11 protein-coding genes are annotated in these 11,732 nt (G+C 61.4%); 7 read left to right on the top strand and 4 right to left on the bottom strand.

The features are described 5' to 3' along the window. Window positions 1-118 precede the first annotated feature (118 nt). Complete coding sequence (locus tag ACGKZZ_RS00615; RefSeq protein ID WP_411221493.1) at window positions 119-901, top strand: WecB/TagA/CpsF family glycosyltransferase; 783 nt, start codon at window positions 119-121, stop codon at window positions 899-901. Here ACGKZZ_RS00615 and ACGKZZ_RS00610 read toward each other — a convergent pair. Genes ACGKZZ_RS00610 through ACGKZZ_RS00600 form a run of 3 tightly spaced genes read right to left on the bottom strand, consistent with a single transcriptional unit; the run spans window position 898 to window position 4,493 of the window. Continuing rightward, the gene (locus ACGKZZ_RS00610) at window positions 898-1,554 is read right to left on the bottom strand and encodes an ATP-binding cassette domain-containing protein (protein WP_411221492.1); all 657 of its coding nucleotides are present in this window, start codon (window positions 1,552-1,554) and stop codon (window positions 898-900) included. The two genes, ACGKZZ_RS00615 and ACGKZZ_RS00610, sit on opposite strands and share 4 nt — an antisense overlap. Continuing rightward, the gene (locus ACGKZZ_RS00605) at window positions 1,547-3,265 is read right to left on the bottom strand and encodes an ABC transporter permease (protein ID WP_411221491.1); all 1,719 of its coding nucleotides are present in this window, start codon (window positions 3,263-3,265) and stop codon (window positions 1,547-1,549) included. Before ACGKZZ_RS00605 ends, ACGKZZ_RS00610 begins: the two co-directional genes overlap by 8 nt. 10 nt (window positions 3,266-3,275) lie before the next feature. After that, complete coding sequence (locus ACGKZZ_RS00600; protein WP_411221490.1) at window positions 3,276-4,493, bottom strand: ABC transporter substrate-binding protein; 1,218 nt, start codon at window positions 4,491-4,493, stop codon at window positions 3,276-3,278. A gap of 160 nt (window positions 4,494-4,653) precedes the next feature. Between ACGKZZ_RS00600 and ACGKZZ_RS00595 the strand changes: the two genes are divergently transcribed. The 6 genes from ACGKZZ_RS00595 (at window position 4,654) to ACGKZZ_RS00570 (ending at window position 10,341) form a co-directional block, all read left to right on the top strand. Next, entirely contained in the window at window positions 4,654-5,259 is a 606-nt protein-coding gene (locus tag ACGKZZ_RS00595) for a CDP-alcohol phosphatidyltransferase family protein (protein ID WP_411221489.1), read from the top strand. Window positions 5,260-5,339: 80 nt separating this feature from the next. Continuing rightward, window positions 5,340-6,857, top strand: a complete 1,518-nt coding sequence (gene gpmI, locus ACGKZZ_RS00590) for a 2,3-bisphosphoglycerate-independent phosphoglycerate mutase (RefSeq protein ID WP_411221488.1) — start codon at window positions 5,340-5,342, stop codon at window positions 6,855-6,857. After that, window positions 6,854-7,987 (top strand): murein hydrolase activator EnvC family protein, encoded by a 1,134-nt coding sequence (locus ACGKZZ_RS00585; RefSeq protein ID WP_411221487.1) that lies wholly within the window; start codon window positions 6,854-6,856, stop codon window positions 7,985-7,987. Before gpmI ends, ACGKZZ_RS00585 begins: the two co-directional genes overlap by 4 nt. Further along, on the top strand, window positions 7,984-9,324 hold the full coding sequence (locus ACGKZZ_RS00580) for a S41 family peptidase (protein ID WP_411221486.1): 1,341 nt from the start codon (window positions 7,984-7,986) through the stop codon (window positions 9,322-9,324). Before ACGKZZ_RS00585 ends, ACGKZZ_RS00580 begins: the two co-directional genes overlap by 4 nt. Window positions 9,325-9,379: 55 nt before the next feature. Then, window positions 9,380-9,862, top strand: a complete 483-nt coding sequence (locus tag ACGKZZ_RS00575) for an RNA pyrophosphohydrolase (RefSeq protein ID WP_411221485.1) — start codon at window positions 9,380-9,382, stop codon at window positions 9,860-9,862. Beyond that, window positions 9,859-10,341, top strand: coding sequence for a hypothetical protein (locus ACGKZZ_RS00570; RefSeq protein WP_411221484.1), 483 nt, complete (start codon window positions 9,859-9,861; stop codon window positions 10,339-10,341). The genes ACGKZZ_RS00575 and ACGKZZ_RS00570 overlap by 4 nt, the downstream gene beginning before the upstream one ends. A 3-nt stretch (window positions 10,342-10,344) precedes the next feature. Here ACGKZZ_RS00570 and ACGKZZ_RS00565 read toward each other — a convergent pair whose 3' ends face one another. After that, window positions 10,345-11,694: a lytic murein transglycosylase gene (locus tag ACGKZZ_RS00565; protein ID WP_411221483.1), complete on the bottom strand. Its 1,350-nt coding sequence runs from the start codon at window positions 11,692-11,694 to the stop codon at window positions 10,345-10,347. Window positions 11,695-11,732 lie beyond the last annotated feature (38 nt).

Raw genomic sequence — 11,732 nt, 5'->3', positions numbered from 1 at the left:
GTTTCCGAGCATTCTTGGAGATGAATTGCCGAAATGTCTTGAACTTGCAGCAGCTTCGCCCCGATTTGGCCCTATGACCAAGCTACATGATCCACGCGCAGGGCAAAAGGAGGCGCAGATGCGCTTTTGGGGTGAAGGATTCGACGTGCCGGTGAATGTGCCTGACTGGGCCGCGCTGAAGCGGCACGTGTCGGAGCGGTTGCAGGTTGGTGAAGGGTTCTCGCTGGCGACGATCAATCTCGATCATCTGGTGAAACTACGGTGCGACGGACGATTCCGCGATGCGTACGCGGCACAGGATCTGGTTGTGGCCGATGGCAATCCGATTGTCTGGCTGTCGCGTCTGGCGGGGCGGCCGGTTGATCTCATTCCGGGCTCGGACGCGATTCTGCCGCTTGCGCAACTGGTTGCAGCGCACGGAAAGACGTTGGGTCTGGTGGGCAGTACGCAGCAGACGTTGACCGCCGCCCGACAATATCTGGAGCGCGAAGTGCCCGGCACACGTGTTGTGGCAACGCTCGCTCCGCCAATGGGATTTGAACCCGCGGGCGCCGCTGCCGATGACGTTCTGGACGCATTGGGCCACTCGGGTGCGGATGTCGTGCTCTTGGCGCTGGGCGCGCCGAAACAGGAGCTCTTCGCAGCCTACGGGCGGCAAAGGCTACCAACCGTGGGGTTTGTGTCGATCGGCGCCGGGCTTGATTTCCTCTCGGGAGCGCAGAAGCGTGCTCCGGGTTGGGTGCGCGCCATTGCGATGGAATGGGCATGGCGTGCACTGTCCCAACCGGCGCGGATGATTCCCCGCTATGCAAAGTGCGTTACAATCCTGCCGCTCGAGGTCACGCATGCAATTCGGTTGCGGCGTGCCGGAAATGCCTCGGGGCTTGTGCCGGATCGCTAGATGTTCAGGACATGGACGCGGCCCTGTGCGGCGTCGGCATCCGCGTGGTCATGGGTGACCAGCAGCACGGGCAGACCTTTGGAGCGGGCCTGCGCGAATACCAGGGTTCTGATCTGATCGCGGCGCGCCGCATCCAGGCGGGAAAACGGTTCATCCAATAGTAACGCTTTTGGCTCAGAAAGAAGCATCCGCATCAGGGCGACCCGGGCTTTTTGACCACCAGACAGGGTCTCGGGATCGCGGTCGGCAAAGCCTGTGAGGCCGATATCGGTCAGGGCGGCGTCGATCCGACGCTTGCGTTCGGTGCGCGATCTGACCGTTGGTCGAAGGCCAAAGGCCAGGTTTTCGCCCACCGAAAGGTGCGGAAACAGAAGTTCGTCCTGAAACAGAATGCCGACATGGCGCTGTTCGGGTGCAAGTTGGGTGATGTCGGTGCCGTTGAGCAAGACACGGCCCCGTGCCGTGAAAGTGGGATCGAGCGTGCCGATGATATAGGACAGGAGCGTTGACTTGCCCGCACCGGACGGGCCCATGACGGTGAGCGTTTCGCCGGGATCGACATGGTCATTGATGTCGACAAGCGTGCGGGCACCGCGCGTGATCTTGACATGGCTGAGTGTCAGGCCGGCTCGCTGTGCTTCGTGATCAGGCATGCCGTAGCCCTTTGCGGTTTCGCCAGACAAACAGCGGCACAAACACCGCCAGCGCGAAGGGCAGGAATGCAACGGCGGTTTGGGTGAGCGCATAGACCGATATGACCCTTCGGTCACCCCCTGACGCCAGTGCCACCGCTTCGGTGGTCAGGGTTTGCACGCGGCCCGCCCCGGCAAGAAGTGTCGGGAGATACTGCCCGATGGACACTGCAAAGCCGACGGCGGCGGCCGTCAGGATCGGGCGCAGCAGCATCGGCAGTCGCACACGCCAGAGGACACCGTCGCAAGAGGCGCCGAGGGCTCGCGCGATATGTCCATAGCGGGAATCCCACGCGCGAAACGGGTCTGCGAGGGATAAAAAGACATATGGCAGGACAAAGATGATGTGAACAAAGACAACAGCAGTTCGATTGCCGTCAATTCCGGTAAAAATGGCAAGAGTTTGCAGCCCGGTGAGAAAGGCGATCTGTGGCACGATCAGCGGAACGTACAGCAGCCAAAGCGCACGCGTGCGCGGCTTGATGCCGTGGCGCTCCTCGGCTTCGAGGCACGCAAGGGTCAGGAACAGTGCGGCCAGGGTCGCTATGCCAGCGATGATGAGGGTCTCTGTGATGACAGGCCAGAGGCTCATGGCATGGCGCATCCATGTGCGAGTGGTGAAGCCATCCGGCATTGCATTGGGAAAACTCCAAAAGCCGGCGATGGACCAGATGAAAAGGCCGATCAGCCCGAAAACGATGGCGCTGGCGCTGAGTGATGCTGCCGCCAGAGAGAGGGTTTTGATCGCAACGGTGCCGCCCCCTCGTGCGCCGGAGGCAATCCAGCGGCGGCCCAGCATGGTAACGATGTGCTCACCCATGCGCCAGAAGACGAGCGTGCCGATGACCAGCGCAAGCTGCCAGACCGCAGCAGCCGAGGCGAGAAACCGCATTGTGAGATCGGGATCGTTCATCCAACGCAGGATCTGCACGGCAAGCGTGGGCGGCGTGGTCGGACCAAGGATCAGTGCAACGTCGATGACCGTCATGGAAAAGGCCAGAACTGCATAAACCGGAAGCCGGATTTGTGCATAAATCAGCGGAAACACCGATTTGAGCCAACCTGTTGCAGGCGCGTAGCCAAGGGCCACCGCGGTCTGACGGGCCTGCGCGGTGCGGACCTGGCCAAGCGCCGCCAATGTCATCAGCAGCAGGAACGGCATCTCCTTGACGACCAGCCCGGCGGTGAGTGAAAGCCCGTAAACGTCCTGCAGGATGAGCAGGTCCGGCGGGCGCTCCCACCCGGTGAGCCACGGTGACGCTGCGCGTGCGATCCAGCCGGAGGGGGCGATCAGGAAGACCAGCGCGAACGCGGCAGCCGCATGGGGGACCGACAAAAGCGGCGACAGCGCGCGTTCGATCAGGCGAAATGCGCGGGTGCCGCTCCACGCGGCGCAGATGAGCGCGACCAACAGCAGGGACAGCATGGTCGCGGCGAGCCCGGTCGTGACGCTCAGGATGCTGGCACGCGCGATGCCGGGGGTGTCGATCAACATGTGAAACGGCAAGAGCGTCAGGGTATTTCCGCCGAGCGCGGGCAAGACCCCGAAAGCGGGAGCCAACGTTCCAAGCACACCGGCGATGACCGGACCCGTCATGACCCCGAGCGTGAGCAAGGGCGCCCAATGCAACAATCCGGGGTGTCGCGTTCCTGGTGCGCAATCGTCCGGCATTCAGGCGCGCCTATTGCGCGACGCCGAACCGGTCAGACCAGTCTTCTTCCAGCCGAACCATCCAGCTCGGATGGGGTTCTGGCAATGTGCGGCCAAGCTGGTCAGGTGGCAATGTCGCAACCCCGAGGTCTAGCGCGTCAAAACGGGCTCGGTCGATGTCGTTCAGTTTGGTCAAATCAAGCACGGTTCCCAACCCCCAGACATTGGGATCCTGCATCTTGGCCTGCGCTTCGGGCGACATCAGGAAATTGGCCACGACCATGGCGCCGGCCTTGGCATTTGCATTGTAGGGGATCGCAACGAAACTGGCGTTGCCGAGACTGCCCGCATCAAACACAAAGCTGCGCACGGTGTCGGGCAGTTCGAACTTGGCAATGGCGTTCGAGGCCTCGTTGGGATTGAAGCTGATGGCCAGGTCGATCTCGCCGTCGGCCATGAGTTGGATCTGGCGCGCTTCATTTTGCGGATAGGCGCGGCCCGAGCGCCAGAGGTTCGGCGTCAGACCTTCGAGAAATGCCCAGAAATCGGCGGTTGCAGTGGTGTAATCGGCCTCATCCACGGGGGTTTGAAGGATACTCGCGTCGGGGACGAATTCGATCAGTGCCTGTTTGAGGAAAGTGGAGCCGAGGAAGTTGGGCGGTTGCGGATAGGTGAAGCGTCCGGGATTGGCGGCGGCATACTCCGCCAGCGCCAGCATGGATTTCGGCGGAGCGCTTAGCCGCGCGGTGTCATAATAAAACACCACCTGCGCCATTCCCCACGGCGCCTCGAGCCCGTCGGTGGGCACGGTAAAATCCGAAATGACGGCGGGCTTTCCCGCAACGTCGACGTTTTCCCAGCTTGGCATCAAGGGGACCCAAGGACCAAAGAGCAGGTTTTGATCTTTCATCGCGGCAAAGTTCTCGCCGTTGATCCAGATGAGATCGACCGCGCCACCGTCGTCTTTCCCGGCGGATTTCTCGGCCAGTACGCGGCTCACCGCCTCGGCTGTGTCTGAGAGTTTTACATGCTCGAGCGTCACCCCGTAATCCGCGCGCACGCGGCTGGCGATCCAGTCGATAAAGCCGTTGATCGTGTCGGACCCACCCCAGGCATTCCAGTACACCGTCTGGTCGCGCGCCTCTGTCACAACCGCATCCCAATTGCCGGGGTCCGGCTCTGCCGGTGAAGCTGTCGGGGCAGTGACGGCGGTAACCGTGGCCAGGGTCGCGGCAAGAAGTCGGCGCATTCAGCTAGTCCTGTGTGACGAGGGCGGACGCCCCGGGTGGGGTTGTTCAAAGCAGGGATAGGACATTCGGGTCAAATGACAAACCGGTGTGCAAGATTTCAGTGTACGGATCGCATAGCGGCGTTTAAGCGAGGTTTTGCAGTCAAAACCAGAGGATTTCATGATTGACGCCGCCATATTGCCGTTGCTCAAACGCGTGATCGAACGTCCGGCGCGAGTGCTGGCGGCACGGGGCGTCGGGGCGGACCAGATCACGCTTGCGGGCTTTGCGATCGGAATGGCCGCCGTGCCGGCACTGGCCTCCGGTCTGTTCTGGATCGGGCTATTATGTCTGATCCTGAACCGGCTGGCGGATGGGCTGGACGGCGCTGTCGCGCGGCTTGGTGTGCCGACAGATCGGGGCGCATTCCTGGATATCGCGATGGATTTCGTGTTTTACGCGGTGTTTCCGCTGGGTTTCGCCATTTACGATCCTGCCGCGAACGGCGTGGCGGCTGCTGTGTTGATCGCGAGTTTCGTGGGCACAGGGTCGTCGTTCCTGGCGTTTTCGATCATAGCGGAAAAGCGCGGTCTGGCATCGGCACACTATCCCAGCAAGGGCATCTATTATCTGGGCGGCTTGACGGAAGGAACGGAAACCATCGCGGTGTTTGTCGCCATGTGTCTCTGGCCGACATCCTTTGCGGTATTGGCATATGTGTTTGCCGCGATGTGCCTTGTCACCACGCTGACCCGGTGGCTGGCCGGTTGGCGGGCGTTCTCTTAGGCGCGCGCGGCCTCTCCACATCTTTGAGCGCGTCTGCTACACCGCGCGCGAAGCTGGCATCAATCAGAAGGGCGCATTGCATGACCATTCCGAAACCCGTTGTTCTGACCATCCTAGATGGCTGGGGGCTGAGAGAGGACGCGGCGGCAAATGCACCCAAGTTGGCCGACACTCCGACGATGGATCACCTGATGGCGACGTGCCCCCATGCCACCTTGCTCACGCATGGCCCGGACGTGGGTTTGCCGCGTGGGCAAATGGGCAATTCCGAAGTGGGGCATACGAATATCGGGGCCGGGCGTGTCGTGGCGATGGATTTGGGGCAGATTGATCTGGCTATCGAAGATGGATCGTTCTTTCAAAACGCCGCCATCCTGGAGTTTGCAAAAACGGTGAAATCTGCGGGCGGGCGGGCGCATGTGATCGGCGTCGTCTCGGATGGGGGTGTGCACGGGCACATCCAGCATATCAAGGCAGCGATCAAGGTTCTGTGCGATCAGGGGCTTGAGGTGATCGTGCACGCTATCACCGATGGGCGCGATGTTGCGCCGACATCGGCACAGGCGTTTGTCAAAGAGCTTGTCGACAGCCTGCCGGACGCCGCGCGGATCGGTACGGTGATCGGGCGGTATTTCGCGATGGACCGCGATACCCGCTGGGATCGCGTGCAGCGCGCCTATGATGCCATGATGCTGGGCAAGGGGATCACCGCGAATGACGCGGTTTCGGCGGTATCGGATGCCTATGCGGGCAAGCAGAACGACGAATTTATCGAACCCAGGGTGATCGGTGATTACGCCGGTTTGGCGCCGGGCGACGGGGTGTTCTGCCTGAATTTCCGCGCCGATCGGGCGCGGGAGATTCTGGCCGCGATCGGAGAGGCCAATTTCGACGGGTTCGAGCGCGAAAAGCCCGAGTTGTCGGCGATGCTGGGCATGGTCGACTATTCGCAGGCGCACAATGCCTACATGACGTCGGCCTATCCCAAGCAAAAGATCGAGAACACGCTGGGGGCGTGGGTGTCGAAACAAGGCAAAACCCAGTTCCGGCTGGCGGAAACCGAAAAGTACCCGCATGTGACGTTTTTCCTGAACGGCGGGCAGGAAACGCCCGAAGAGGGGGAAGACCGGTTCATGCCCAAAAGCCCGAGCGTTGCGACCTATGATTTGCAACCCGAGATGTCGGCGGACGAGGTGACCGAGAAATTCGTGGCGGCGATCGAGGCGGGTTATGATCTGATCGTGACCAATTACGCCAATCCCGACATGGTCGGCCATACCGGCGATCTGGAGGCGGCGATCAAGGCCTGCGAGACTGTGGACGCAGGGCTGGGCCGTGTGCTCGCGGCGGTCGAAAAGGCGGGTGGCGCGATGATTGTCACTGCCGATCATGGCAATTGCGAAACGATGGTCGATCCGGATACCGGCGGGCCGCACACGGCGCATACGACGAACCTTGTTCCAGTGATCCTGTTCGGCGGCCCGGAGGGTGCGAGCCTTAAAGACGGGCGGCTGGCCGATCTGGCGCCCACGTTGCTGGAACTGATGCAACTGCCGAAGCCCGAGGAAATGACCGGTGAGAGTTTGATCCAGCGATGAAGCAACTGGCCATTGTTGTGTGCCTGGCACTGACGGCTCCGGCCTGGGCCGACACGCCCGCGCAAGCGGCGCGCGCGGCGATGGCGCAGTTGGAAGCGGCAACGCTCAAGCTTGACGAGGCGACAAGCGCGCGTGACCGGGTGCGCGCCTTGACCGATGCTGTGCGCGCGTTCGAGACGGGGCTTGCGGCGATGCGCGACGGGTTGCGCGCGGCGTCGATCCGGGAAACCGAACTGCGCCGCGATCTGGATGCGCGCGACGGCGAAGTGACCAAGTTGCTTGCCGCGCTATCGACACTTGGCCCGACGGCCGGACCGCAGACATTCGTGCATCCCGACGGCCCCATCGGCGCGGCGAGAGCCGGACTTATGATGGCGTCGCTCACACCGGCGCTGTCGGATGCGGCTGCCGGATTACGCGCTGATGTCGAGGAAGCCACCGCGTTGCGACAGTTGCAGCAGGACGCGGCCAATCGGTTGCAAACCGGGCTTGCGGATATCCAGATCGCGCGCACCGAGCTCAGTCAGGCGATGGCGGACCGCACTGATTTGCCGCGCAAGTTCACCGAAGATTCGGTGCGGACCGCGCTGTTGATTGCGGCCAGCGAAACACTCGACGGATTTGCGGGCGGGCTAAGCGAGATTACCGAAAACGAGACCGAACTCGATCTGGAGTCGGCGCGAGATCGAAAGGGCGCTCTGCCGTTGCCGGTGGCAGGTGAGGTTTTGCGCCGTGCCGGAGAGACCGATGCCGCCGGTGTCACGCGCCCCGGCATTCTGATCGCAACGCGCCCTCGCGCGCTTGTGACCACGCCCTCCGCTGCAACAATCCGCTATCGCGGACCGCTTCTGGATTACGGTTTGGTGAGCATTCTGGAACCGGAACCGGACATTCTTTTCGTTTTCGCCGGTCTTGAGACGGTTTTCGGTGAAACCGGCCAGGTTCTGCCAGAAGGCAGCCCGATCGGACTGATGGGTGGCCCCGAAGGTGAGCCCGACGATATTCAATCACCATCCGGTGAAAGGGCTGGCGCAGCTTTGTCTGAAACGCTCTATATAGAGGTCAGACTCGGCGAGACGCCGGAAGACCCCCTAGGGTGGTTTACAGATGATAAGGAAGTGACCGAATGAAAAAAGTAGCCATGGCGGCAATCGGTGGCACGCTGGCCGGGATCGTTGCCACGACCCAGCTTGTGGGGCCGCTCATCGCGCAGGAAAGCGCGCATTCGACCAATGTTTATGAGCAGCTTGATCTTTTCGGTGACATTTTCGAACGCATCCGCGCGCAATATGTCGAGAAGGTCGATGAAGCCGATTTGATCGAGGCGGCGATTGACGGCATGCTGACATCGCTTGATCCGCATTCCAGCTATCTGTCGCCCGACGATGCGGCAGACATGCGGGTGCAGACGCGCGGCGAGTTCGGCGGGCTCGGGATCGAGGTCACGCAGGAGGACGGGTTCGTCAAGGTTGTATCTCCAATCGACGGCACACCGGCAATGGAAGCCGGGATCGAAGCCGGCGATTTCATCACCCATGTGGATGGAGAATCGGTTCTCGGTCTGACGCTTGATAAAGCGGTCGATCTTATGCGCGGGCCGGTCGGTTCGGAAATTCTGATCACAGTGGTGCGGGAAGGCGAGGCCGAGCCGTTCGATGTTTCCATCGTGCGCGACACGATCACGCTGACGGCGGTGCGCACGCGGCTTCAGGGCGATGCGGTTGTCTTGCGGGTGACCACGTTCAACGACCAGACATATCCCAACCTTGAAGAAGGGCTTGCCGAACAGATCGAGGCAGCCGGGGGCATGGAGAAGGTCGAGGGAATCGTTCTTGACCTGCGCAACAATCCCGGCGGGCTTCTCAATCAGGCGATCCGCGTCAGCGATGCGTTTCTCGACAAGGGCGAGATTGTCAGCACGCGGGGCCGCAAGCCCGAAGACGGCGACCGCTACAACGCAACACCCGGAGATCTGGCCGAAGGCAAACCGATTGTCGTCCTGATCAATGGCGGCTCGGCCTCGGCGTCCGAGATCGTGGCAGGTGCGTTGCAAGATCACCGCCGCGCGATTGTCGTGGGCACCAAGAGCTTTGGCAAAGGATCGGTGCAGACGGTGATGCCATTGCGCGGCGACGGTGCGATGCGTCTGACGACCGCGCGCTATTACACGCCCTCGGGCCGGTCGATTCAGGCGCTGGGCGTGTCTCCCGATATCGTTGTCGAACAACCACGTCGTCCGGTGGCGACCGAAGAGGACGAAGAGGAAACAAACGTCTTCAATCGGTCGGAAGCCGATCTGCGCGGCAGCCTCGACAATGACAGTCTGAGCGAAGACGAAGTGCGCCAGATCGAGGAAGACCGCGCCAAGGCAGAAGCCGCGGCGAAGCTGCGCGAAGAGGATTACCAACTGGCCTATGCCATTGATATCCTCAAGGGGCTGACAGCGCTGACGCCTGCGAAAGAATAGGTTCAGGAACGCGGCCCGGAGCTTTCCGGGCCGTAACTTTATCAAGGCCATCGCCATGCGCTCTGACGAAATCTCCCGACTGCCCTATCGCCCTTGTGTCGGTGTCATGCTGATGAACAAGGACGGTCACGTGTTCGTCGGTCAGCGCATCGACAACCCCGGCCCGGCCTGGCAGATGCCCCAAGGGGGTGTGGATCGCGGCGAGGCGCCGCGCGAGGCCGCGTTTCGCGAGCTTTGGGAAGAAACCGGCGTGACAGCCAACCTCGTCAGCGTCGAGGCCGAGACCAAGGATTGGATTCCCTACGATCTGCCGCCCGATCTGATGGGCAAGCTGTGGAAAGGCCGGTATCGCGGGCAGGAACAGAAGTGGTTTCTGATGCGGTTCAACGGCACCGACGATCAGGTCGACATCGCCACCGAACATCAGGAATTCAGCCGCTGGAAGTGGATGGATCCCGATCAGCTCATCAACCATATCGTCCCGTTCAAGCGGCATGTCTACGAGCGTGTTCTCGCCGCGTTCAAGGAGCACATGTGATCCGCGCAGGTCTCGTTGCCTGTCTGGCAAGTGCCGCCGTGCCTGCCTGGTCGCTATCCTGTTCGGCCCCTGACATCGCACGCGATTATCAGCGCGCGTCGAAATCCGCGGAGAGTTATATCGTGGTGATGGGCGATCTGAGCTTTGACGAGAGTGGCTTGCCAGAGACCGACTGGCAAAACCAGCGACAAACGTCTCCGATAACAGACATTGACGGACGTTTGAGCGGACATTCCCTGACACGGGACGGCTTTACGCATCACTTTGACCGCGACATCACTTTGCGCGTCACATGCCTTGGCCCGTGGTGCGGCGGTGTATCCGAGGGTCTGCACTTGACGTTCTTAAAGCAGGACGGCGCCAGCCTCGTGATGGAGGTGGGACCGTGCCCCGGATGGACTTATCCGAACCCGTCTCAAGAGACAGTCGAGAGGGTCATTTCATGCCTGCGTGGTGGAACGTGTGAAGATCGTCAGTGATGATCACTTGAGTTTTTTCAGTATGTTCAGCGACGCATAGCCGTCGGGAATGTCACCGATGGAGGTTTGGAACATGCGCACCGCGTTGATCGTCAACGGGCCGATCTTGCCGTCGATCTTCTGCGTGTCAAAGCCCTTGGCGGTCAAGCGGCGCTGCATTTCCATCCGCTCGTCAAAGCTCAGCGCGCGGTCCTCGCGCGGCCAGTTCGATTGGATCGCTCCGCCGCCGGTGATGCGATCGCTCAGATGGCCGACGCCGATCACATAGGCATCGGCGGTGTTGTAGGTCTCGATCACGTCGAAATTCTTGAAGATCAAAAAGGCAGCGCCCTTTGCTCCTGCGGGCAAAAGCACCGATGTAACGCCGTGATCCGGCACCGGTTTGCCGTCAAGGCTGGTCACGCCAAGCGTCGCCCAATCTGATGGCAGTTTCCGGATGTCGCGATTGGCCAGCGTATAGTCAAACCCGCGCGGCAGGCTGACTTCGACACCCCAGGGCGCGCCCTTTACCCAGCCGTTCTTGGCGAGGTAATTGGCCGTCGAGGCAAGCGCGTCTGCCGGATCGTCGGACCAGATATCTCGTTTGCCGTCGCCGGTAAAATCCACGGCGAGCGATTGATACGATGTCGGAATGAACTGCGTGTGACCCATCGCGCCGGCCCAACTGCCGGTGAAATTCGGAGCGCTCACATCGCCGCTTTGCAGGATGCGCAGCGCTTCGATCAACTGGCCTTCAAAGAACGCGCCGCGGCGGCTGTCATAGGCGAGCGTGGCCAGCGACCCGATCACCGGGTTCGACCCCCGGAAGGTGCCGTAGGCCGATTCCAGACCCCAGATCGCCACCACGACATCCTTGTCGACGTTATAGCGCGCCTCGATCCGGTCGAGCAGATCGGCATGTTTGTGCAGCGCATCCTTGCCATTGCGAACGCGGGCGTCGGATGCGGCGCTGTCAAGATAATCCCAGATTGTCTTGGTAAATTCGGACTGGTTGCGGTCGCGCTTGATGATGTCGGGGTCATAGCGCGTTCCGCTCAGGGCGCTGTCGAACACGTCCGCTGAAATTCCTTTCTGGATCGCACGCGCGCGGAACTCCTTGATCCAATTGTCAAATCCGGTCTGGGTTGCAATCGGGACCACGACAGCGGCTGTTGATGCTGCCGCGGGTCGCGGGATCGGACGCAGTGAATTGTGAGGCGCAACCATCGACACCAGAGAGACAGCGCTGCGGCTGACCTCTGAGTCGGGCCCACTTCGGCTGTTGGGTCTGACAGACCCGTCCACCGGCGCGGCGCATACCGCGCCCGATGTGAAAACCATAGCCAGTATCGTGGCGACGCCCTGAATTCGCATGACTTTACATTCCCGCTGCTCGTGTTCGTTTGCCGAAC

It is taken from the genome of Marivita sp. S2033 (assembly GCF_046592965.1).
Classification (GTDB): domain Bacteria; phylum Pseudomonadota; class Alphaproteobacteria; order Rhodobacterales; family Rhodobacteraceae; genus Marivita.
Note: the sequence above shows the minus strand (reverse complement) of the source record. Positions and strands in the feature narration are given on the sequence as shown.